Here is a 24592-nt window from a genome sequence, read left to right on the forward strand (position 1 = left end):
GGGGTATACAGGATATGGCACATAAAATTTTAATTGTTGATGATGCAGCATTTATGAGAATGATGATTAAGGATATTCTTGTGAAAAATGGATTTGAAATTGTTGGGGAAGCAGCTGATGGAGCACAAGCGGTACAACTGTTTCAAGACACACAGCCTGATTTAGTAACAATGGATATTACAATGCCGGAAATGGATGGTATTACAGCGCTTAAAGAAATTAAAAAAGTTAATCCGCAAGCCAAAGTAATTATGTGTTCGGCAATGGGACAGCAAGCGATGGTTATTGATGCGATTCAAGCGGGTGCAAAAGATTTTATCGTCAAGCCATTTCAGGCAGATCGCGTGTTAGAAGCCATTAATAAAGCATTAAGCTAATAAAGTAAGAGGGTGTCATTCACTTGTTTTCTGTAAAAAAAATATGTCAAGTTTTGTTCGCCCTTGGCATTGTTTGTTTTTTTCAAACAATGCCTGTTCATGCAGAAAACCTTGATCAATCAGTGAAGGATATGTATGAGCAGCCTGAATCATCCAAAGCGGAAAATGCTGTGAAAGATGATTCAACAACCGAAGGGAAAGCTGCATCCTCTAGCGGTGTCGGGCTTTCTTTCTCGGACTTTTTCCGGATGATATTTGCGATGCTTTTTGTTGTAGCTTTGCTTTATATTGTTCTGCGGTTCATTAGTAAAAAGTCAAAGACGTATCAACAAGCCAATTTTATCGAAAATCTAGGTGGCACAAACTTAGGCAATAATCGCTCCGTTCAAATTGTGAAAGTGGGAGAGCGCGTGCTCCTTGTCGGAGTCGGCGAAAATATTCAACTGTTAACAGAAATTGAAGATGAAGAAGAGCGCCGGCAATTACTAGAAGCCTATAATCAAAAATATGAACAAATGATGCAGCCCACTGATTTTGTAATGAAGTTAAAAAAGAAATGGACAAAATCAGCGGTGAGCCGAGAGTCATTTTCAAGTGAATTAAAAAATCAGTTAGATGAAATGAAACAAAGTCGAAAGCAGCTAATGGATAAGCTTGATCAGAAAGGAAGAGACGATAAATGAGTGAGTTTATGGAGTTTTTCAATACTAGTAATCCCGCTAATGTCTCTACTTCTGTCAAGCTCCTTTTAATGCTGACAGTTTTATCTCTTGCTCCGAGTATTTTAATTTTAATGACTTGTTTTACAAGAATTATTATTGTGCTGGGATTTGTACGAACGTCTCTTGCAACACAGCAAATGCCGCCGACTCAAGTGTTGATTGGTCTTGCCATGTTTATGTCTTTCTTCATTATGGCTCCGACATTTCAAGAGGTGAATAAACAAGCACTTACCCCTCTATTTGAAGAAAAGATTACGTTAGAGGAAGCGTATGAGAAAGCGTCAATCCCATTTAAAGAATTTATGAGCGAGCATACGAGACAAAAGGACCTTGCGCTTTTTCTTGATTATGCCCAAATGGACCCGCCAAAGTCTATTCAAGATATTCCATTGACAGCACTAGTACCTGCTTTTGCGATTAGTGAAATGAAGACGGCTTTTCAAATTGGATTTATGATTTTTATACCATTTCTTGTAATTGATATGATTATTGCCAGTGTTTTAATGTCGATGGGGATGATGATGTTACCGCCGGTCATGATTTCATTACCATTTAAGATTCTTCTCTTTGTGCTAGTAGATGGATGGTACTTAGTAGTGAAATCTTTATTACAAAGTTTTTAAGCAGGTGAAGAACGTTGAGTGCAGATTTTATTATTGATGTAGCGGAACGAGGAATTTATACGATCTTGATTGTATCGGGGCCATTGTTATTAATTGCGCTAGGCGTTGGTTTAGCGATTAGTATTTTTCAGGCGACGACGCAAATTCAAGAACAAACACTTGCCTTTGTTCCAAAGATTGTTGCCGTTCTTATTGGCATTGTTTTTTTAGCACCGTGGATGATTAGCCATTTAATTTCATATACCGCGGAAATACTTGGAAACTTGAATCGTTTTGTAGGTTAGGGTATGTCAGAAATTCTACCCTACTTTCCCGCCTTTTTATTAATCTTTGTTCGTGTAACTACCTTTTTTGTTGTCCTGCCAATCTTCTCGCATCGATCGCTTCCGATGATGCATCGAATCGGATTTGGTTTTTTCCTTGCTTGGATTATGTATTACACGATTGAAGCTCCTGTATTGGAGATAGATTTGACTTATTACTTTTTGATTTTGAAGGAAGTGCTCGTCGGTCTGTTTATTGGCTTTGTCGCGTATATGATGATGTCAGCGATTCAAATTGCTGGGGGATTTATTGACTTTCAAATGGGGTTTGCGATGGCAAATGTTATTGACCCGCAAACAGGAGCACAAAGTCCGCTAATGGGACAATATTTATATACCATTGCTTTATTGTTTTTATTAAGTACAAATGGTCATCATTTGTTGCTTGACGGTATTTTTTACAGCTATCAATTTATTCCGATTGATCAAGTATATGTACCATTTGGAAATGAATCCATTATTGAATATTTAGCAAAGGCGTTTAGCCAATCCTTTGTGATTGCTTTGCAAATGTCGATTCCTGTTGTAGGAAGTGTTTTTTTAGTGGATGTGGCACTTGGAATTTTGGCGCGTACAGTTCCACAGCTTAATGTATTTGTTGTTGGAATTCCAGTCAAAATTGTGGCGGGTTTTATCGTACTTTTTGTTGTCATTGGAGCGATGATGCATGTTGTCACTAATTTATTTGAACTGATACTTATTGCCATGCGAAATTTGATGGAACTGATCGGAGGCAGGTAAGATGAATGAACTTCGGTTGGACTTGCAATTTTTCGCAGGGGAAAAAACAGAAAAAGCAACACCGAAAAAAAGGCAGGATTCTAGAAAAAAAGGGCAAGTAGCTAAAAGTCAAGATATGAATACCGCCATAAATTTACTCGCGGTGTTTGGAGTGCTTGTTATTACGGGACCATTCATGTATGAACAGATTTTCGGCCTTATGCGAGAGTTTCTGCAAAATATGATGTTAGAAAGCGTGACAGAAGAAAATATTCAGGTGATGGTGTACGAAATATTGAAGATGATGGTCTTGACCCTTGCGCCTGTTTTTGTTACCGCTATGATTGCCGGGATGCTCGCGAATATCATGCAAGTTGGGTTTATGTTCTCAACAGAAACGATTCAATTTAAACTAGAAAAATTAGATCCGATTAAAGGATTTAAACGAATCGTCTCTATGCGAGCCATGGTGGAGTTATTAAAATCTATCTTGAAAATTTCGATTGTCGGCTTTATCGCTTTTTTTGTGTTATGGAACCGTATGGATGAAGTAATGGTGCTTTCGCATATTCCCGTTAGCGATGCGCTTGTTTTGTTAGCAGATATTACGATTAAAATGGGACTATACGCCGCGGTTGCATTGTTTTGTATTGCAATCCTTGATTATTTATATCAGAAATATGACTTTGAAAAAAACATTAGAATGTCCAAGCAGGATATTAAAGATGAACATAAAAATTCTGAAGGGGACCCGCTCATCAAGTCTAAAATTAAGCAAAAGCAACGGCAAATGGCGATGCAGCGTATGATGCAAGAAGTACCAAATGCTGATGTGGTTATTACAAATCCAACACATTTTGCGATTGCTTTAAAATATGATGAACAAAAATCAGATGCTCCTCTTGTTGTAGCAAAAGGTGTTGATTTTGTCGCTCAGAAGATTAAATATATTGCAAAAGAAAATGATGTCATAATGGTTGAAAATCGCCCGTTAGCGCGAGCCTTATATGATCAAACAGAAGTCGGACAAGCGATACCCGAAGAGTTTTTTAAAGCAATAGCAGAAATACTTGCCTTCGTTTATAAAACGAAGGGGAAGATATAGTGCCTCAAAGTAGCTAGTTAGGAGAGAAGAAAATGAAAGCGCGAGATTTAGTTGTTCTTATATCGGTTATCATGATTGTAGTCATGTTAATTATTCCTTTACCAACATGGTTGTTAAGTATCTTATTATTAATAAATATTTCTCTTGCGTTGTCGGTTCTTCTCATTACGATGAATATTAAAGAACCGCTAGAGTTTTCTGTTTTTCCGACTCTACTTTTATTATTGACGTTGTTTCGATTAGGACTGAATGTTTCTACAACTCGTGCAATTTTAACGCATGGTGATGCAGGTGGGGTTGTAGAAACATTTGGATCGTTCGTTGTGGGTGGAAATGTGCTTGTCGGTTTAGTCGTCTTTATTATTTTAGTCATCATTAACTTTATCGTTATTACAAAAGGTTCGGAGCGTGTTTCAGAAGTAGCTGCTCGCTTTACATTGGATGCAATGCCAGGTAAGCAAATGGCGATTGATGCAGATTTAAATGCTGGAATGATTTCAGAGGGAGAAGCACGTGTAAGACGTGAAAAAATTAGTAGTGAAGCAGACTTTTATGGTTCCATGGACGGTGCGAGTAAATTCGTTAAAGGGGATGCCATTGCTGGAATTATTATCGTCATTATCAACTTAATCTTCGGGATTATGATTGGGATGTTGCAGTTAGGGTATTCGTTTGGTGATGCAGCGGCACATTTTTCGATGTTAACGATTGGGGACGGAATTGTCAGCCAAGTTCCGGCTTTATTAATTTCAACAGCAACCGGGATTGTTGTGACACGGGCTGCGTCTAATGGTAATTTAAGTACCGATATCACATCGCAGTTGTTTCAATATCCGAAAATGTTGTATGTCACAGCTGGTACTATGTTTTGCTTAGGTTTATTTACGCCTATTTCGAATCTGTTTACGATTCCAATTGCTGCTGCGCTAGCAATTGGAGCTTATATGATGGCAAAAGCGCCGAAACAAGATAAAGAGGATTTACAAGAGCTTGAAGAAGAAATAGAAACCGATGAAATGAAAAGTCCAGAGAGCGTTGTCAATTTATTAAGCGTCGATCCAATCGAATTTGAATTTGGATATGGATTAATCCCGCTCGCTGATACAAATCAAGGTGGGGATTTATTAGATCGAGTCGTGATGATTCGCCGGCAGCTTGCCATTGAAATGGGACTTGTCATTCCTGTTGTGCGGATTCGCGATAATATTCAATTAAACCCAAATGAGTATCGCTTGAAAATTAAAGGAAATGAGATGGCAAGGGGCGAGCTTCTGTTAAATCATTACTTAGCGATGAGCCCGGGTATTGAAGATGATTCGATTGAAGGGATTGATACGGTGGAACCGTCCTTTGGGCTGCCAGCTAAATGGATCGCCGAAGACATGAAAGAACATGCGGAAATGATGGGGTATACCGTTGTTGATCCACCGAGCGTTGTATCAACTCATCTAACAGAAATTATTAAAGCTAATGCTCATGAGTTACTTGGCCGTCAAGAGACGAAACAGTTAATTGAGCATTTGCGTGAAACGGCACCAATCCTCGTCGAAGAAGTGACACCAAGTCCGCTGGCGATTGGTGAGGTTCAGAAAGTGTTAGCCAAATTATTAAAAGAAAAAGTATCTATTCGAAATTTACCTATTATCTTCGAAACACTTGCGGATTATGGGAAAATGTCGTCTGATACGGACCTGCTCACCGAATATGTACGTCAAAACTTAGCAAGACAGATTACGAATACGTTAGTTGGGGGAGAACAGCGCCTTCAGGTTATTACTGTATCTGGAAAGGTAGAGAAAATCATTGCCGATGCTGTTCAACAAACGGAGCATGGGAACTATTTATCGTTAGACCCAAATAACTCTCAACTTATTTTAGAAATGCTTGCAACTAAACTAGAAGAGTTGGCTTTAATGGAGCAGCAACCTATTGTACTTTGTTCACCAGCTGTTCGGATGTATGTGCGCCAATTAACAGAGCGTTATTTCCCGAATGTGCCGATTATTTCCTATAATGAGTTAGAAGCTAGCGTTGAAGTACAAAGTGTAGGGGTGGTGGATGTAGCGTGAAGGTAAAGAAGTATACAGCGGAATCGATGACGGAAGCGATGAAATTTGTTCGTGAAGAATTAGGTACAGATGCGGTTATTTTAAGCTCGAAACCGATATATATTGGCGGATTTTTAGGCTTGTTTAAAAAACGGCGTATTGAAGTTGTAGCGGCTATCGATTCAACAGCAGAATCCAATCAGATGGTTGTCAAGCAAAAACCTAAGAAAGTAAAGCCGGCATCGGTACTTGAACAATTGCCGAAGCCAGTTTCAAGTGAACCTATAAAGAAAGACCTGGAAACACCGAACTCGGATTTGTTAAAAGAAATTGCTGATTTAAAAGGAATGATTGAGGGATTACGTTCTACAGGAATGGCGGAAATTCACTATCCAGAGCTGTTAGAGCCGGCCCATGCTGTTTTAGTGAAGCAAGGAATTGCTGCATCCATTCGTATGCAAGTAATGGATGTTTTAGTTGCGAAGTGGCGTACGGTGAAACATGAGGTCACACAAGAAGAAGTGCAGGATTGGCTAAAATCTGCTTTAGCTGAGCAAATTGAATGGATTTCCAAAGAAGAGCTTGCTTTTCAAAAGAAATATATTAATGTTGTCGGTCCAACTGGAGTAGGCAAGACGACAACGCTTGCTAAAGTTGCCGCTCAAACGGTATTAAAAGAGCGTAAGAAGGTGGCCTTTATTACGACGGACACCTACCGAATTGCGGCGATTGATCAATTGAAAACTTATGCAAAAATTTTAAATGTGCCGATAGAGGTGGCTTATAATTTAGACGATTTTAAACGAGCAGCCGAGCGTTTTGCACACTATGATTTAGTATTTATTGATACGGCAGGAAGGAATTTTCGAAATGCTCAATATGTAAAGGACTTAGGGGACATTATTGATTTTACAGAGGAGATGGAAACGTATCTTGTGCTCAGCTTAACGTCTAAGCAAAGAGATATGGAAGATATTTATCGTCAATTTTCTACAATCCCTTTGAAACATATTATTTTTACGAAAGCGGATGAAACAGCGACATATGGAGCAATGATTAATATGATGCAACAATATCAATTAGCGCCTGCGTATATTACAAATGGGCAAAATGTACCGGATGATTTGATGAAGGCCACCTCTGTTAATATATTGAACTTACTATTTGGAGTTAAAGATGATGAAAGATCAAGCTGAAAATTTACGTCAGCAATTAGAGGACTATCAAAAGAAATCTATGGCGAAGACGCTCGCAGTCATTAGTGGAAAAGGCGGAGTAGGGAAGTCGAATTTTTCGTTAAATTTCGCCATCGCTTTAGCGAAAAAAGGAAAAAGAGTTCTTCTGTTTGATATGGACATTGGTATGGGGAATATTGATATTTTAATTGGCAGACATTCGACATACAGCATTGTTGATTTTTTTGATCGAGGCCTTTCACTAGTCGATATTATGACAGCGGGACCGGAACAAATCTCAATTATTACAGGCGGTACAGGCTTAACGAATTTATTTTCACTTAGTGAAGTAAATTTTTCAAGGTTTATGGAAGAATTTAATGAATTATTGAATCAGTATGATTACATTTTGTTTGATATGGGTGCTGGAATTACGGAGGACTCAGTTAAGTTTCTCTTATGTGTAGATGAGTTAATCGTCATTTGTACACCAGAGCCGACAGCGGTTATGGATGCATACTCCGTTATGAAGTATTTACATTCTGTTAACCCAGAACTGCCATTTCTGCTCGTTTGCAATCGCGTATTGACGATAAAAGAGGGACAGGAGACGATTACGCGTATTCAAAATGCACTGCGAAAGTTTTTGCGAAAAGAAGCAATTGTGTTAGGATGTCTCCCAGAGAATCGGACGGTATCGAATGCTGTATCAAGGCAAGTCCCTTTTATTGAGTACGATTCAGGATCAGACGTTTCAAAAGCTTTAATGAATCTTGTCCTCAGATATAACAATCATTCTTTTCACGAAGAGTGGACGTTGCCCAAAAGTAACTTTCTTCAAAATATGAAGCGATATTTTCTTGGAAGGTAGGCGGCTGATATGAAAAAAATAAAGGTTTTGGTTGTAGATGATTCAGCGTTCATGCGGAAGTTAATTGCGGAGTTTCTAACGGAAGATAGCAGGCTCGAAGTAGTCGGAAGTGCAAGAAATGGACAGGATGCTATTAGTAAAATTCAATTGTTACGACCTGATGTTGTAACGTTGGATGTAGAAATGCCTATTATGAATGGCCTAGAAGCTTTAGAGAAAATTATGAAGGATTGTCCGACGCCTGTTGTCATGTTGTCGAGTACAACGAAAGAGGGAGCGGAAAATACACTCATGGCGATGCAAAATGGGGCGTTTGATTTTATCGCTAAGCCGTCAGGGGCAATTTCACTAGATTTATATAAGGTGAAGCAGGAAATCATAGATAAAGTAGTTGCTGCGAGCTGGGCAAATGTTCACAAATTACAAAAAAATGCAGGAGAAATAGAAAGAAATCTATCTGGATGTAAGAAATATAGTAAAATAGAATCAGAAGTATCTATCGTTTCGAGTAATGCTATAAGAGATAGGGGCTATAGAAGTAAAAAAATTGTTTTAATTGGTACTTCTACTGGAGGACCGAGAGCGTTACAAACCGTATTGACTAATCTTCCACAGTCCATTAATGCACCGATTTTAGTTGTTCAGCATATGCCGCCGGGGTTTACGAAATCTTTAGCAGAACGTTTAGATTCACTTTGTCATATCTATGTGAAAGAAGCGGAAGATGGTGAGTTGATTCAAAAAGGAACCGCGTATATTGCTCCAGGTGGGTTCCATCTGAAAGTGCGAAAGATTGGTACAGGTTTAGCGATTGTATTGGAACAATCTGAACCTCGTAACGGTCATCGTCCTTCTGTAGATGTTATGTTTGAGTCAGTGGCGAATGAGCTAATAGATTTTACGAAAACAACTGTCATTATGACCGGTATGGGAAGCGATGGGGCAAATGGTTTAATTGAATTGAAGAGAAAAGGGCAAGTGAAAGCTATTGCAGAGTCCCAAGAAACATCTATTGTATTTGGCATGCCAAAGGCAGCTATAGCCACTCATTTAATAGATACTGTAGAAAATGTAGAGAATATCGCCAAAACAATTGTAAAGTATTGCGAGTCTTAGGAGGTGCAGAGTTTATGGATATGAATCAGTATTTAGAAGTATTTATTGAGGAAAGTAAAGAACATCTTCAAATGTGTAGTGAGCAGTTATTAGAGCTTGAAAAAAATCCAAATGATTTATCCATTGTAAACGATATTTTCCGTGCAGCTCATACATTAAAAGGGATGTCTGCGACAATGGGGTATGAAGACTTAGCTAATTTGACACATAAGATGGAAAATGTATTAGATGCTATTCGCAATGAGCAGATTACATTACAGCCTGAAACGTTTGATACATTATTTCTAGCTGTTGATGATTTAGAAGCGATGGTCTATTCCATTGCAGAAGGTGGAGAAGGGAAGCGAGATGTGAAGGATGTTGTGGAAAAACTACTTCTTATCGAAAAAGGTGAACCTCTTATCCCAACAGCAGCTAGTGAAGTTGCGGCAGCAAGTGCTGTACTTGAGCCGGAAATCATGAATAGTGAATACGATGAATTTGAACTAACGGTTTTGCAGCAGTCTCAGGATCAGGGTTTTAATAGCTATGAATTAAAGATTAGTTTACGAGAAGATTGTTTATTAAAAGCAGCGCGCGTGTTTATGGTGTTTGAAGTATTAGAGAAAATCGGTGAGGTTATTAAATCAAATCCACCGGTTGAACAGCTAGAGGAAGAACAATTCGATCATAGTTTTTCTGTCACAATTGTAACGAAGGAATCTGTTGAGGATGTTCAGAAGAAAGTAATGAAAGTTTCTGAAGTAGATAGGGTTCAAGTACATACGATTGATTTCGAGCATTTGCGAACGCCGGTTCCTGTAGAGGAACAAGAGCCAGTTGTGACAACAGTTGCAACAGAACAAACGAAAAAAGAAGAGAAAAAGCAAGCGCCTGTTAAATCCAATTCAAGTAAAACGATTCGGGTAAATATTGAACGCTTAGATATTTTAATGAATTTATTTGAGGAATTAGTCATTGACCGAGGCAGATTAGACCAAATCTCGCGTGATTTAGATAATCAAGAGCTTCATGAAACTGTAGAAAGAATGTCACGTGTGACAAGTGACTTGCAAACCATTGTGTTAAATATGCGAATGGTCCCAGTTGAAACGGTTTTTAACCGGTTTCCAAAAATGGTTCGTCAGTTAGCACGTGATTTAAATAAACAAGTAGATTTACAGATTGTTGGTGCTGAAACAGAGTTGGATCGTACGGTCATTGATGAAATTGGTGACCCGCTCGTGCATTTATTGAGAAATGCGATGGATCATGGAATTGAAAGACCTGAAGTGCGTTTAGCAAATGGGAAGCCGGAGGAAGGGAAGATTCTTCTGAAAGCGTACCATAGTGGAAACCATGTTTTCATCGAAATTGAAGATGATGGAGCAGGAATTAATAGAGAGCGTGTATTGAATAAAGCTATTGCAAACGGAATTCTTTCAAAAGAAGCAGCAGCCACTCTTACAGATAAGCAAGTGTATGAATTAATTTTAGCTTCAGGTTTCTCCACTGCTGAAAAAATTTCTGATGTATCTGGACGCGGTGTTGGTTTAGATGTAGTGAAAAATACGATTGAGTCTCTTGGTGGAAATGTGACGATTGATTCTAAAGAAGGGGCAGGTTCTGTTTTTTTAATTCAGCTTCCGCTCACACTTTCCATTATTTCGGTCATGCTTGTTGAGATTCAAAAAGAAAAATATGCGATTCCACTTTCTTCTATTATAGAGACAGCCATTATTAAAAAAGAAGATATTATGAATGCGCACAATCAGCAAGTTATTGATTTTAGAGGAAAAGTTCTTCCGCTTCTATTCTTGAAGGATATTTTTGAAGTACCTGAGTTCGGTAAAGAGGACGAGTTCTTATCGGTTGTTATTGTTAGAAAAGGCGATAAGATGGCTGGTTTAGTCGTAGATTCATTCATTGGCCAACTTGAGGTTGTCTTAAAATCGTTAGGAGATTATTTAAACACGGCTTTTGCGATTTCAGGAGCAACGATTTTAGGGGATGGACAAGTTGCGTTAATTATTGATTGTAATGCGCTTATTAATTAACGCTTAAAAGGTTTCTCTCACACTTAACGGGCAGTAAGACCTCAACTTTAAGCTGTATGAAGAAACAAAGAAGATGGGGGATAACTGTCCGTAAAGGTCCGATTAGTTGAACTTTATTTCCTGCTATGGAGCTTTGTTCAAACATACATAAGTTTAGAAGAAAAGGAGGAGAAGAGCATGACAGCAGTGTCCACGGAGCAAGAGATGAAGATTATTGTATTCCAAATTAAAGACAAAGAATATGCCTTGCCAGTTGAGCGTGTAAGAGGGATTGAAAAGCTCCTACATATTACGAGAGTACCTAAAACATTGCCATTTATTAAAGGTGTCATTAATTTACGAGGTGTGATTACGCCAATCATTGATTTAAGAATTCGTTTTGGTTTTGATGAAGTTGTTTATAACGAATCTACAAGAATTATCATTGTAGTGATTGAGGGGATGGAAGTGGGATTAATCGTGGATTCAGCCAATGATGTAATGGATATTCCTATTGCTAGTATTGAACCTCAGCCTGAAGTGGTTGGCCATCGTATAGATGAGTATATTAGCGGTGTTGCTAAAATTGATAAACGGTTATTAATCCTGGTGAACCTAGAGAAGACCCTTTCATTAGATACACTTCAAGAATCTATGAGAAAAGAAGGCTAAAACATGTCTTTTATTGAGAAGATTAATAGTTTGCATCTCGATGTATTGAAAGAGATTGGGAATATTGGAGCAGCTCATGCAGCAACCGCCCTTTCTGGAATCTTGAATCAAAAAATTGAGATGAGCGTTCCTAATGTACGGATTGTTTCTTTCGATCAAATGATGGAATTGGCAGGCGGTCCGGAAAATGTAGTTGCGAGCGTATTTTTAAGGCTTGAGGGGGATGTGACTGGAAGCATGTTCTTTATTCTATCCCTGCCAGCTGCTACTTATTTTATTCAACGGATGATTGGGAATGATTCATTCGTTTTTGAATCAGAGTCCCCCCACTCAGAAATGTCATTGTCTTGTTTGCAGGAGTTAGGAAATATTTTATCCGGTTCTTATTTATCTTCGCTGTCTGACTTTACTAATTTACATCTCTATCCATCTGTACCATCGCTTACGATTGACATGGTTGGTGCAACGATTAGCTTTGGGTTATTGGAGCTTTCGCAAGTAAGTGATTATGCGATTGTGATTGATACGGTTCTTGAGAAGGAAGGGGATGAATCAGGTGCGATGAATGGACATTTCTTTTTATTACCTGATCCAGATTCTTTTGAAGTTATTTTTAACTCATTAGGAGTGGCGACAGATGGTTGAGCTGAGAGATCCCCATATTGTGAAAGTTGGAATAGCGGATATGAATATTGTTAAATCTCCATCATTGATACGAACATCAGGTTTAGGTTCATGTGTAGGCGTTATTGTTTATGATGAAAAGAAAGAACTAGCTGGACTAGCCCATGTGATGCTACCGGATTCATCTCTTGCTAAATCTGGCAGCATCAATACGGCTAAGTTTGCTGACACAGCGATTAAAGAGTTAGTCAATCGACTTGTAATACAGGGTGCGAGAGCTTCGGTATTAAAAGCAAAAATGGCTGGCGGTGCACAAATGTTTCAATTCTTCTCCGGTGGAGATATGATGCGAATCGGGCCCAGAAATGTAGAGGCTGTTCGAAGGGGATTAGCTAATTTAAATATTCCAATTGTAGCAGAAGATGTCGGGGGGAATAGCGGACGAACGATTGAATTTAATCCCAAAACTTGTGTACTTACTATTCGCACCGTTAATAAAGGTATGAGAAATATATAATGATAGATTAAATCACTTTTCAGTGGATTAGGTAAAGGGCTAGTTGAAAAAAGCTTCAAAAAGTAACTTTCTCTGGCCTTATATTAAAAAGATGTTAGGAGGAATCCCATGTCTCAGCTGACTATCGGAGAAGAGCAGTTATGTTGGAAAAATTGGATTGACTGTCGCGATCCACAAGCGGGAAATACATTAGTGGAAAAATATCTTCCGCTTGTTTCTTATCATGTGCAGCGCATCTCTGTCAATCTGCCAAAAAATGTTAGTCGTGATGATATAAGAAGTTTAGGGATGATGGGGTTGTTTGATGCGTTAGAACGTTTTGACCCAGAGCGAGACTTTAAATTTGATACATATGCTTCTTTTCGCGTTCGAGGGGCCATTCTTGATGGTTTAAGAAAAGAAGACTGGCTTCCGCGCAGTGCAAGGGAAAAATCAAAAAAAATTGAAGCGACTATCGAAAAACTAGAGCAAAAGCTAATGAGGAATGTTACGCCAGCAGAAGTTGCTGCAGAGCTGAATATTTCAGAAGATGATGTATATGCCGCATTAAATGAAAATTTCTTTGCTAATGTGTTGTCTATAGATGAGCACCCACAGGATCAAGAAGAAAAAGAAAGTGCTAGTTTTCATATAAAAGATGAGCATGCAAGGCTTCCTGAAGAATATTTGTTACAAGAAGAATTGTATGTAGAATTATCTAGGATGATTGAAACATTAAATGCGAAGGAGCAGCTTGTTCTACAACTTTTTTATAAAGAAGAACTCACTTTAACCGAAATCGGCCAAGTAATGGGGTTATCCACCTCAAGAATTTCACAAATTCATTCAAGGTCCATTTATAAATTGCGCAATGTGATGCAAGGTGTAAAGCACGAGTAATAGGACCATTTTTAAAGCAAAATAAAAAGAAAAAGAGAAAAAACTACCGGACAAAGTCGGCCTTATCCTTACCAAGGGCAAGCGATGGACGATTCTGGTTAAGAGGGATTCTATGTCAGTATTATTCATGTTTATACTCTTTCTTTTGAATATTTTTACGATATTTGCCATTATTGTTTTATTTGTACGTCAAAATCGTTTTTATCAAGCGGAAAAAAATCAAAAGGCTGTTATTGCAGAAATGGAAGAGTTAATGACAGGTTATATTATAGAAATGAAAGAAGAAAACGAAGCTTTGCTAGAGAAGCTTATGCAAAAGGGATTGACAGAAGCTAAGGGAAACAAAGAACAACAAATAGAGTTGTCTCATGCGGCACCTGCCGTTGTCATTGAAAAGTCTGAGGAGGCAGCGGTACATACGATAAAGCATAAAGCAGTAGCTGCTTATACAAATCCATCACTTAAACAAGAGGATAGAGAATTCGATTTGCCGATTCCTAAGAATGATCGTTTAGAGCTATCAACTGAATCGAAAGAGAAGGAGATGGATAAGCGGAACGAAAGTGTGCATCCAAGCTTTTCTGATACGTTACAAACGTCGCTAAATGGGCAGGCTCTCCCCTTAGAACCAACTCTTCATGAACAGGCGCTTGTGCTTTTAGAACAAGGTTTATCAGTTGAAGAAATTGCAAAATCCTTAAAGCGAGGAACAACTGAAATTGAACTTTTACTAAAGTTTCAACTTAAATGAATAGATAGTGCTTGATTGTGTTTTACATGTATGCTATATTATGAAATGGTGTTAATACACACGCTTTGCGATTCAAACAGATGGTGCTGTTCATAACAGTTTCTGTAGGAAAATGACCGAAGCGGAGGAAAAACAAAACCATTTAGGAGGAAATTATAATGTCAGTTATTTCAATGAAACAATTGCTTGAAGCTGGTGTACACTTCGGGCACCAAACACGCCGTTGGAACCCAAAAATGAAGAAATATATCTTCACGGAGCGTAACGGAATTTACATCATCGACTTACAAAAAACAGTGAAAAAGGTTGAAGAAGCTTACAACTTCGTTAAAGAAATCGCAGCTAACGGAGGAACTGTTCTTTTCGTAGGTACGAAAAAACAAGCTCAAGAATCAGTTAAAGAAGAAGCGATTCGTTCAGGTCAATTCTATGTAAACCAACGCTGGTTAGGTGGAACTTTAACAAACTTTGAAACAATTCAAAAGCGTATTAAACGTCTTAAAGACATCGAAAAAATGGAAGCAGATGGCGTTTTCGACGTACTTCCTAAAAAAGAAGTTATCCAACTTAAAAAAGAGTGGGATCGCTTAGAAAAATTCTTAGGCGGTATTAAAGAAATGAAGTCTATTCCAGACGCAATCTTTGTTATCGACCCACGTAAAGAGCGTATTGCTGTAGCTGAAGCACATAAATTAAACATTCCACTTGTTGGTATTGTTGATACAAACTGTGATCCAGACGAAATCGATGTAGTTATTCCTGCGAATGACGATGCGATTCGCGCTGTTAAGTTATTAACAGGTAAAATGGCAGATGCTATTTTAGAAGCTAAGCAAGGCGAAGAAACAGCAATTGAAACAGAAACTACAACTGCTTAATTGAGCCACAAAAAAGGTGATAAGAGGATAATGCCTTTTATCCCTTTTTTTTGCAAAATTATCGCCTACATAAAATTATGTAGTTTTTGGCAAAATAATAACAAATTGAATAAAATGTATCCGTACTGAGGAGGAGTAATAATATGGCAATCACTGCACAGTTAGTTAAAGAATTGCGCGAAAAAACAGGCGCTGGTATGATGGACTGCAAAAAGGCACTTGTAGAAACAGATGGAGATATGGAAAAAGCGATTGATTTCCTACGCGAAAAAGGAATTGCGAAAGCAGCGAAAAAAGGTGATCGTATTGCAGCGGAAGGATTAACTTCTATCCTTGTTGAAGGAAACAAAGCAGTAATCCTTGAAGTGAACTCTGAAACAGACTTCGTTGCGAAAAACGAAGGGTTCCAAACGCTTGTAAAAGAGCTTGCAAATCACATTCTTGTTAATAATCCTGAATCTGTTGAAGCAGCACTTGAGCAAACAATGGAAAATGGTGCAAAAGTTGCAGATCATATCAATGCTGCAATTGCTACAATCGGAGAAAAATTATCTTTACGTCGTTTCGAAGTAGTAACAAAAACAGATAGCGATGCTTTCGGTGCATACCTTCACATGGGTGGACGTATCTCTGTACTTTCTGTTCTTGAAGGAACAACTGATGAAGAAGCAGCGAAAGACGTGTCTATGCATATCGCAGCAATCAATCCTAAATATGTTTCTCGCGACCAAGTGGATTCTAGCGAATTAGAACGTGAGCGTGAAGTTTTAACACAACAAGCGCTTAACGAAGGTAAACCAGAAAAAATCGTTGCTAAAATGGTAGAAGGTCGTATTAACAAATTCTACGAAGAAATCTGTGTAAATGAACAAGCATTTGTTAAAAATCCAGATGTTAAAGTAGGTCAATTTGTTGAATCAAAAGGCGGAAAAATTCAATCATTCATTCGTTTCGAAGTAGGCGAAGGGATTGAAAAACGCGAAGATAACTTCGCTGAAGAAGTAATGGCGCAAGTGAAAAAAGACTAATTGTAACAAAAATGATTGAATAGGGGACACTATGGTGTTCCCTATTTTTGAACCGTCATGATTAAGCTGATTATGCTTTCGTGATGTTAGGCGTAAGCGGCTGGTTTTGATCGGGCCGGTTGTGCTTTTCAAAAGAAGATTACATAGTTGGAGGTTCTTATGAGTAACGCGAAATATGAACGTGTCGTTTTAAAGTTAAGTGGTGAAGCATTAGCCGGTGAAGATGGCTTTGGTATTAATCCTAAAGTGATTAAGTCTATTGCCGAGCAAGTAAAAGAAGTAGCGGATTTAGACGTAGAAGTAGCCGTTGTTGTTGGAGGCGGTAATATTTGGCGTGGAAAAATCGGAAGTGAAATGGGCATGGACCGTGCGAATGCCGACTATATGGGAATGCTGGCAACAGTTATGAATTCGTTAGCTTTACAAGATAGTTTAGAGCAGCTTGGAATTGAAACGCGCGTCCAAACGTCTATTGAAATGAGACAAGTAGCCGAGCCTTATATTCGCAGAAAAGCGATTCGTCATCTGGAAAAGAAAAGAGTTGTTATTTTTGCAGCAGGTACAGGAAATCCGTACTTCTCTACTGATACAACGGCAGCACTTAGAGCAGCTGAAATTGAGGCAGATGTTATTTTAATGGCGAAGAATAACGTAGATGGTGTTTACAATGCTGACCCAGTGAAAAATGCAAATGCTGTGAAATATGATGAACTTTCTTATTTAGATGTGCTAAAAGAAGGTTTAGAAGTTATGGATTCAACGGCATCATCGCTTTGTATGGATAACGACATTCCATTAATTGTCTTCTCAATCATGGAAAAAGGTAATATTAAACGCGCTGTATTAGGTGAAACTTTAGGAACAATCGTAAGGGGGAAATAAGATGCCAAAACAAGTCATTTCAAATGCAAAAACGAAAATGGAAAAAGCGATTAGTGCATATACAAGAGAATTAGCTACAATCCGTGCGGGCCGTGCTAATGCTTCTTTACTTGACAAAGTTTTCGTTGATTATTATGGTGCACCGACACCAATTAACCAATTGGCGGGTATTTCAGTTCCAGAAGCAAGGCTTTTAGTTATTCAACCGTATGATAAAACTATTTTGGGTGAAATTGAAAAAGCGATTTTAAAATCAGATTTAGGATTAAACCCTACAAATGATGGTTCATTAATTAGGATTGCTATTCCTGCCTTAACAGAGGAGCGCCGTAAAGAGCTTGTAAAAGTTGTGAAGAAGGAAGCGGAAGAAGCGAAAATTGCTATTCGTAACATTCGTCGCGATGGAAATGATGACCTGAAAAAGCTTGAGAAAAACGGTGAAATTACGGAAGACGATTTACGTGGGTATGCAGATGATATCCAAAAAATGACGGATCAACATATTAGCAAAATTGATGATATTACGAAAGATAAAGAACAAGAAATTTTAGCTGTATAATCGAGGTAAATGCTTATTCTTAGATAAGTGTATTGAGAAAAAGAGCCTAATCCATAAAACATGTTATGCAATAACAGCGGTTAAGAACCTTTTTTATGATCTTACGAAATGTTGCTGCATACATGAGGGTGGAGAAGGCTCTTTTTATTTGAAGGAGTTACATATTTCGGGTGAAAAGAATAGAGGTAATGGGTCTATTTTTAATTAGGGAATGAGTCTTTTTTTATGATAATAATAGGAGTTCTTTGCTTTTTTTGATATGATTAAGTAAATTCTTTTGCTTTTTAAAAAGAATGTTTTTCGCATATTAACGTTTTGTTTAGTATAATAATCTAGATGTTGCGGTTATAAAGTGTATTTATTGGGGGACTAGAATATGTATTCAATATGGAAGCGTTTCGTTAAGAAGAATGCTTCTTCCGATTTAACAGATCGAATTCAGCGTATAAGAGAGTTTGGAGTTCCTCAGCATATTGCAATCATTATGGATGGGAACGGACGTTGGGCCAAAAAAAGAGCACTTCCTCGTGTGGCTGGTCATCATGAAGGAATGAAAGTCGTTCGGAAGATTACGAGAATGGCTAATCAATTAGGGGTTAGTGCGTTAACCGTTTATGCGTTTTCTACAGAGAATTGGAAACGACCAAAGACCGAAGTAGAGTACTTGATGAAATTGCCTGAAGAATTTCTAGGTTCGTTTTTGCCGGAGTTGATTCGAGAAAATGTAAGAGTGGAGATGATTGGTGATTTCACTACTCTTCCGGCCCATACTCGGCGCGCGGTTCAAAGGGCAATGGATGATACGAAAGATAACGATGGCTTAGTTTTAAATTTTGCCTTAAATTATGGCAGCCGCGCTGAAATTGTAAAGGGCGTGAATAATGTCTTAAAAGATGCACAAAAGGGTATATTAAAGGGTGACATTTCAGAGGATGTCTTTTCTCGTTATTTAATGACAGGCACTTTGCCAGATCCGGATTTATTAATTCGGACAAGTGGTGAAATTCGTTTGAGTAATTTTATGTTATGGCAGTTGGCTTATACGGAACTATGGTTTACTGAAGTATTATGGCCGGATTTTAATGAAACACATTTGCTTGAAGCGATTGAAGTGTATCAAAAGCGTGCGCGGAGATACGGTGGCGTGTAATCTAGAAGGTGAGGATTAATAGAGGTATGAAGCAACGAATAATTACAGCAATCATTGCAGCGGCCATTTTTGTTCCGCTTGTGATTGTTGGGAAGTTGCCATTTTTGCTGTTAGTGTATGCAATGGCTACAATTGGATTATATGAATTATTAAGAATGAAGAATTTGCACAAACTTTCCTTTGTGTCAGTTATCTCGTATGTATTATTGTGGATTATATTATTGCCGCAAGAGTATACAAATTTTTTAACAAACAATGACTATGATAAAACTCAAATCATGTTAATCGGTGGGCTATTATTTTTAATTTTTTCTGTTGTGTCGAAAAATCGCTTTACATTTGATGAGGCTGGATTTTTATTATTAGCGATCGTATACGTGGGCATCGGTTTTTATTTTATGTATGTGACGCGTGAAGCTAAGTTAGTATACATCTTCTATGCATTGTTCACGATTTGGGCAACGGACTCAGGTGCTTACTTTGTCGGTAAAGCGATTGGTAAGAGGAAGTTGTGGCCGGAAATCAGTCCGAATAAGACGATTGAAGGATTTTTCGGCGGTTTGGTGTTCGGTCTCATTATTGGGATAGGTTTTTATTTATTTACATCTTTTGAGGATTCATTAGTTAAAGTGTTGTTAATGAGTCTCATGATCTCTGTATTTGGTCAATTAGGCGATCTTGTTCAATCCGCTTATAAGCGCCATTATGGTGTAAAGGATGCAGGGAAGCTGCTGCCAGGACATGGTGGAATTTTAGACCGAATGGATAGTTTAATATTTATTTTGCCAATTCTACATTTATTTCATATTTGGTAATAAAGATATAAATAAGCGTGTGTCTAGTAGTCGTTAGGAGTGGAATGGGAATTGAAGTATATTAGTTTGTTAGGGGCAACAGGATCGATTGGACAACAAACAATCGATGTTGTACGAAATCATCCCGAACAATTTAGTTTAGTTGCGTTATCAGCGGGAAGAAACATAGATTTAGTAAGAACATACATAAACGAATTTAAGCCAGAGCTTGTATCTGTACACACAAAAGAAGACTGTGATACGTTAAAGAGTGAATTTGGTCATGAACACATGACCTTCATGTATGGAGAAGAAGGACTTGTCGCCGTAGCAATTTATGAGAAGGCTTCTATTTTGGTGAATGCTGTAATTGGCAGCGTGGGCCTTGGTCCAACACTTCAAGCGATTGAGGCGGGTAAAGACATTGCTCTCGCTAATAAAGAAACACTGGTGACAGCAGGGCATCTTGTTATGAATGCTGTCAGACAAGCCGGCGTACAGCTCCTTCCGGTAGATAGCGAGCATTCAGCTATTTTTCAAGCATTGCAAGGGGAGCAGGAGAAGAATATTGAGCGTCTTGTCATTACAGCCTCTGGCGGCAGCTTTCGCGATCGGACGCGTGAACAGTTAGTTGGGGTAACAGTAGAAGAAGCGCTGAATCATCCGAATTGGTCAATGGGAGCCAAGATTACAATCGATTCGGCATCGATGATGAATAAAGGGCTAGAAGTCATTGAAGCGCATTGGCTATTTGATCTACCATATGAACAAATTGATGTACTATTGCACCGGGAAAGTGTGATTCATTCGATGGTTGAATTTCATGATTCAAGTGTCATGGCACAGCTCGGTACACCAGATATGCGTGTTCCAATTCAATATGCACTCACATATCCAGATCGATTGCCGCTTGTTGGAAGAAAACGATTAAATTTAGCCGATTTCAGTAAGCTGCATTTTGCGGAAATGGACTTTGATCGATATCCTTGTTTGCGATATGCCTATGACGCCGGTAAAATGGGCGGCACAATGCCAACGGTGTTAAATGCAGCCAATGAAGCCGCTGTAGCTGTTTTTCTAGCTGGACAAATATCCTTTTTAGATATTGAGATGTTGATTGAACAAGCGATGAATCGTCATCAAGTTATTGCTCATCCGGATTTAACAACGATTCAAGAAGTCGATCAAGAAACAAGACAGTTGATTCATACATTATTATTGAAAAAGAGGTGATGGGCTTTGCAAACAGTAGAAACTCTTTTGGCGTTTATCGTTATCTTTGGAGCGCTTGTTTTTTTTCATGAGTTAGGGCATTTAGTGTTTGCTAAACGTGCTGGTATTTTATGTCGTGAATTTGCCATTGGAATGGGTCCAAAGGTGTTTACGTATAAAAAGAATGAAACGCAATATACTATTCGTTTATTGCCGCTTGGTGGCTATGTTCGAATGGCTGGTGAAGATGCGGATAACGTGGACCTTAAGCCGGGTTATCGTGTTGGATTAGTAATGGATGAAGAAGAAAATGTTACAAAAATTATTTTAAATAATAAAGATAAATACCCAGATATTCGTTTAGTGGAAGTAGAACGAGTGGATCTTGACCATAAACTGTTTTTAACGGGATTTGAGGAGGGAGATGAAGAGACACTTAAATCATTTTCGATTCATCCTCAGGCTGTTATTGTAGAAAATGGAGTAGAAAATCAAATTGCGCCATATGATCGTCAATTTCCTTCTAAATCACTTGGTCACCGTGCTATGACGATTTTTGCTGGGCCGATGATGAACTTTGTGTTGGCGTTTTTTATCTTCCTTATTATTGGCTTGTTTCAAGGGGTGGAAGTGGATGAAGCTAAGCTTGGTAAGTTAACGGAAGATGGACCGGCCCTTACATCAGGCTTGCAAACAGGAGATCGCGTTGAATCAGTGAATGGGGCGGAAGTTTCATCATGGACAGATGTGCAAGAAAATATTCAAAGTAATCCTGGGAAAGAAATTGAATTTGTTGTCGTTCGTGATGGTGAAACATTAACTGTTCCGGTTGTGCCTAAAGAAATCGAAAGAGAAGGTAAAACGATTGGTATTATTGGTGTGTATCCGCCGGTTGAAAAAGATATTTTAAAATCAATTCAATATGGCTTTACACAAACATATTTTTGGACAAAGCAAATTTTTATCATTCTTGGTGACCTTGTAACAGGCGGCTTTACGATTGATAGTTTGTCTGGTCCAGTTGGCATTTATAAATCGACAGAAGAAGTGGCGCAACAAGGAATATTTGTTTTAATGAAATGGGCAGCACTTCTTAGTATTAACCTTGGAATTATGAATCTTCTCCCATTGCCGGCTTTAGACGGTGGACGACTTTTATTCTTCCTAGTAGAGTTTTTACGAGGAAAACCAGTTGATCGTCAAAAAGAAGGGCTTGTACATGTCATTGGTTTTGCTTTATTGATGCTGTTAATGATTGTTGTAACATGGAATGATATTCAGCGCTTTTTCATAGAATGAATGAAATCAGCAGAAGATTTTCTGCTGATTTTTTTGTGTTGTTATGACTAGGCCGAAAGATTTCTGAAACCTTGATTTCAAGCAAAATGGGCCCTTAATTGTTTTATCAAAAAATAGTTTACTACAGCTATTTCGCCTTCCTCAGCAGGGAGAGGCGTATCGTGAAGTAGGAGAGAAAGTTTAATTTCTTAAAAGAAGTAAAGCATAAGGAATGGATATCGGCTTTTCCATTAGGAGCGACAAGTCGTATTTTTCTAAAAATAGTTTGTTTTCCTCCTAAATCGTACGGTATAATCTTATTTGATGATAAGAACTGTTTTCTTTTCAGCGCTCGATTTTAAGAAGCGCTTTGTTTGGTTGAAGGAAAAAAGGTGGAGCTGTGCTAAACTTAATAAGTGCTGCAATCTTATTGGGTGAGTGGAAATGCTTCTGCTATATATTCCTTCATAAATAAATGGTGGCTTTAAAACGCCATATTCGTTTTGTATAAATGTGTATTTGAAGAGGTGCAAAGATGAAGCAAAGTATGACATTAATTCCTACATTGAGAGAAGTTCCTGCTGATGCCGAAATTAAGAGCCATCAGTTGTTACTGCGTGCAGGATATATGAGACAAAATTCAAGTGGTGTGTACAGCTTTATGCCGCTTGGGAAAAAAGTATTACAAAAAGTAGAAGCGATTGTTCGTGAAGAAATGGATAATGCGGGTGCAGTTGAACTATTAATGCCAGCTCTTCAACAAGCTGAGTTTTGGCAAGAGTCTGGTCGTTGGTATACATACGGGCCAGAGCTAATGCGTTTAAAGGATCGAAATAATCGTGAGTTTGCACTAGGAGCGACACATGAAGAAGTCATTACGAGCTTAATTCGTGATGAAGTAAAATCATATAAACGTTTACCATTGACTTTATATCAAATTCAAACGAAATTCCGTGATGAAAAACGTCCTCGTTTTGGATTATTGCGTGGCCGTGAATTTATTATGAAAGATGCGTATTCTTTCCATGCAAGTCAAGAAAGCTTGGATGAAGTATATAGCCGATTATATCAAGCGTATTCGAATGTATTCGCTCGCTGCGGATTAAATTTCCGTGCAGTTATTGCGGATTCAGGTGCGATGGGAGGAAAAGACACTCATGAATTCATGGTTCTTTCCGACATTGGAGAAGACACGATTGCTTATTCAGATAGCTCTGATTATGCGGCCAATGTAGAAATGGCGCCGGTTATTACGAAATATGAAAAATCTGAAGAAGCAGAAGCAGCGCTTGAGAAAGTGCATACACCTGGACAAAAATCGATTGAAGAAGTATCGGCATTTTTAGATACTGACGCAGCCAAATGCATTAAAACATTACTGTTCCAAGTCGATGATAAACAGGTTGTTGTGTTAGTTCGCGGCGATCATGAAGTTAATGATATTAAATTGAAAAATTACTATAATGCTTCTGTTGTGGAGCTTGCTGAGCCAGAGGCTACGAAAGAAGTTCTTGGCTGTGCAGTTGGTTCACTTGGTCCAATCGGTGTAAGCGATGGTATAGAGGTTATTGCGGATGCAGCTGTGGAGACAATTGTTAATGGAGTCACAGGTGCGAACGAAGAAGATTATCACTATATCAATGTGAATCCAGGCCGTGATTTTACTGTAACGGCTTATGTGGACCTTCGTTTTATTCAAGAAGGAGATCTTTCTCCAGACGGAAACGGTACCATTCAATTTGCCAAAGGAATTGAGGTTGGTCATGTCTTTAAGCTTGGTACGCGATACTCTGAAGCAATGAATGCTGTATATCTTGATGAAAATGGACGTACACAACCAATGATTATGGGTTGTTACGGGATTGGAGTATCTCGAACGGTTGCCGCGATTGCGGAACAATTTAACGACGAGAAAGGCTTAGTTTGGCCGGGAAATATTGCTCCGTATCAAGTTCATTTAATCCCAGTGAATATGAAAGATGAAACACAAGCGACTGTTGGAGAAGAGTTATATAGCGAACTAAAAGCTGCAGGTTTTGATGTATTAATGGACGACCGTCAAGAACGTGCTGGTGTAAAATTTGCTGACTCTGATTTAATTGGACTTCCAATTCGTGTAACGGTTGGTAAAAAAGCAGCAGAAGGTATTTTGGAAGTGAAAATTCGTAAGTCAGGCGAAGTAGTAGAAGTTACTCGCTCTGAATTAGCGGCGAAAATTAGAGAGCTATTAGGTTAATGTAATCATATAGACACGAAAGACATCATTCATATGA

The 24592-nt window shown here is 38.4% G+C and carries 25 protein-coding genes; all 25 read left to right on the forward strand.

The window, feature by feature from the left end:
- Window positions 1–14: 14 nt before the first annotated feature.
- The 25 genes from ACE199_RS02250 to ACE199_RS02370 all read left to right on the forward strand — a co-directional run bounded on the left by ACE199_RS02250 (window position 15) and on the right by ACE199_RS02370 (window position 24555).
- Complete coding sequence (locus tag ACE199_RS02250; protein WP_119116553.1) at window positions 15–377, forward strand: response regulator; 363 nt, start codon at window positions 15–17, stop codon at window positions 375–377.
- A gap of 23 nt (window positions 378–400) precedes the next feature.
- Window positions 401–1060, forward strand: a complete 660-nt coding sequence (fliO, locus tag ACE199_RS02255) for a flagellar biosynthetic protein FliO (RefSeq protein ID WP_375348402.1) — start codon at window positions 401–403, stop codon at window positions 1058–1060.
- Window positions 1057–1722 (forward strand): flagellar type III secretion system pore protein FliP, encoded by a 666-nt coding sequence (fliP, locus tag ACE199_RS02260; protein ID WP_127759796.1) that lies wholly within the window; start codon window positions 1057–1059, stop codon window positions 1720–1722. Before fliO ends, fliP begins: the two co-directional genes overlap by 4 nt.
- 14 nt (window positions 1723–1736) lie before the next feature.
- On the forward strand, window positions 1737–2006 hold the full coding sequence (fliQ, locus tag ACE199_RS02265; protein WP_375348403.1) for a flagellar biosynthesis protein FliQ: 270 nt from the start codon (window positions 1737–1739) through the stop codon (window positions 2004–2006).
- A 3-nt stretch (window positions 2007–2009) separates the two neighbouring features.
- Window positions 2010–2786: a flagellar biosynthetic protein FliR gene (gene fliR, locus ACE199_RS02270; RefSeq protein ID WP_375348404.1), complete on the forward strand. Its 777-nt coding sequence runs from the start codon at window positions 2010–2012 to the stop codon at window positions 2784–2786.
- A gap of 1 nt (window position 2787) precedes the next feature.
- A complete protein-coding gene (gene flhB / locus ACE199_RS02275) occupies window positions 2788–3870 on the forward strand; it encodes a flagellar biosynthesis protein FlhB (RefSeq protein ID WP_375348405.1) in 1083 nt (360 codons plus the stop codon).
- A 32-nt stretch (window positions 3871–3902) separates the two neighbouring features.
- Complete coding sequence (gene flhA / locus ACE199_RS02280; protein ID WP_375348406.1) at window positions 3903–5939, forward strand: flagellar biosynthesis protein FlhA; 2037 nt, start codon at window positions 3903–3905, stop codon at window positions 5937–5939.
- Entirely contained in the window at window positions 5936–7114 is a 1179-nt protein-coding gene (gene flhF, locus ACE199_RS02285; RefSeq protein WP_375348407.1) for a flagellar biosynthesis GTPase FlhF, read from the forward strand. The genes flhA and flhF overlap by 4 nt, the downstream gene beginning before the upstream one ends.
- A complete protein-coding gene (locus ACE199_RS02290; protein WP_375348408.1) occupies window positions 7095–7964 on the forward strand; it encodes a MinD/ParA family protein in 870 nt (289 codons plus the stop codon). Before flhF ends, ACE199_RS02290 begins: the two co-directional genes overlap by 20 nt.
- A gap of 9 nt (window positions 7965–7973) precedes the next feature.
- Window positions 7974–9080, forward strand: a complete 1107-nt coding sequence (locus tag ACE199_RS02295) for a protein-glutamate methylesterase/protein-glutamine glutaminase (protein ID WP_375348409.1) — start codon at window positions 7974–7976, stop codon at window positions 9078–9080.
- A gap of 14 nt (window positions 9081–9094) precedes the next feature.
- Entirely contained in the window at window positions 9095–11116 is a 2022-nt protein-coding gene (locus tag ACE199_RS02300; protein WP_375348410.1) for a chemotaxis protein CheW, read from the forward strand.
- A 177-nt stretch (window positions 11117–11293) separates the two neighbouring features.
- A complete protein-coding gene (locus ACE199_RS02305) occupies window positions 11294–11767 on the forward strand; it encodes a chemotaxis protein CheW (RefSeq protein ID WP_375348411.1) in 474 nt (157 codons plus the stop codon).
- 3 nt (window positions 11768–11770) lie between these two features.
- Window positions 11771–12412 (forward strand): chemotaxis protein CheC, encoded by a 642-nt coding sequence (locus ACE199_RS02310; protein WP_252294311.1) that lies wholly within the window; start codon window positions 11771–11773, stop codon window positions 12410–12412.
- Entirely contained in the window at window positions 12405–12908 is a 504-nt protein-coding gene (locus ACE199_RS02315) for a chemotaxis protein CheD (RefSeq protein WP_252294313.1), read from the forward strand. Before ACE199_RS02310 ends, ACE199_RS02315 begins: the two co-directional genes overlap by 8 nt.
- Window positions 12909–13016: 108 nt before the next feature.
- Window positions 13017–13787, forward strand: a complete 771-nt coding sequence (locus ACE199_RS02320) for a FliA/WhiG family RNA polymerase sigma factor (protein ID WP_375348412.1) — start codon at window positions 13017–13019, stop codon at window positions 13785–13787.
- A 112-nt stretch (window positions 13788–13899) separates the two neighbouring features.
- A complete protein-coding gene (locus ACE199_RS02325; RefSeq protein ID WP_375348413.1) occupies window positions 13900–14538 on the forward strand; it encodes a hypothetical protein in 639 nt (212 codons plus the stop codon).
- A gap of 158 nt (window positions 14539–14696) precedes the next feature.
- Window positions 14697–15416, forward strand: a complete 720-nt coding sequence (gene rpsB / locus ACE199_RS02330; RefSeq protein ID WP_252290081.1) for a 30S ribosomal protein S2 — start codon at window positions 14697–14699, stop codon at window positions 15414–15416.
- Window positions 15417–15559: 143 nt separating this feature from the next.
- Window positions 15560–16444, forward strand: a complete 885-nt coding sequence (gene tsf, locus ACE199_RS02335) for a translation elongation factor Ts (protein WP_127759808.1) — start codon at window positions 15560–15562, stop codon at window positions 16442–16444.
- Between the two features lie 159 nt (window positions 16445–16603).
- Window positions 16604–17326: a UMP kinase gene (pyrH, locus tag ACE199_RS02340; RefSeq protein ID WP_119116535.1), complete on the forward strand. Its 723-nt coding sequence runs from the start codon at window positions 16604–16606 to the stop codon at window positions 17324–17326.
- Between the two features lies 1 nt (window position 17327).
- Window positions 17328–17885, forward strand: coding sequence for a ribosome recycling factor (gene frr, locus ACE199_RS02345; RefSeq protein ID WP_127759809.1), 558 nt, complete (start codon window positions 17328–17330; stop codon window positions 17883–17885).
- 376 nt (window positions 17886–18261) lie between these two features.
- Window positions 18262–19035, forward strand: a complete 774-nt coding sequence (locus ACE199_RS02350) for an undecaprenyl pyrophosphate synthase (RefSeq protein WP_375348415.1) — start codon at window positions 18262–18264, stop codon at window positions 19033–19035.
- A gap of 26 nt (window positions 19036–19061) precedes the next feature.
- Window positions 19062–19850, forward strand: a complete 789-nt coding sequence (locus ACE199_RS02355) for a phosphatidate cytidylyltransferase (RefSeq protein ID WP_127759811.1) — start codon at window positions 19062–19064, stop codon at window positions 19848–19850.
- Window positions 19851–19901: 51 nt separating this feature from the next.
- Window positions 19902–21062 (forward strand): 1-deoxy-D-xylulose-5-phosphate reductoisomerase, encoded by a 1161-nt coding sequence (gene dxr, locus ACE199_RS02360; RefSeq protein ID WP_252294320.1) that lies wholly within the window; start codon window positions 19902–19904, stop codon window positions 21060–21062.
- Window positions 21063–21068: 6 nt separating this feature from the next.
- Window positions 21069–22340, forward strand: coding sequence for an RIP metalloprotease RseP (gene rseP, locus ACE199_RS02365; RefSeq protein ID WP_375348416.1), 1272 nt, complete (start codon window positions 21069–21071; stop codon window positions 22338–22340).
- 514 nt (window positions 22341–22854) lie between these two features.
- A complete protein-coding gene (locus tag ACE199_RS02370; protein ID WP_375348418.1) occupies window positions 22855–24555 on the forward strand; it encodes a proline--tRNA ligase in 1701 nt (566 codons plus the stop codon).
- The last annotated feature ends 37 nt before the right edge of the window (window positions 24556–24592 follow it).

It is taken from the genome of Peribacillus sp. Hz7, assembly GCF_042136355.1.
In the GTDB taxonomy this organism is placed as follows: domain Bacteria; phylum Bacillota; class Bacilli; order Bacillales; family DSM-1321; genus Peribacillus; species Peribacillus asahii_A.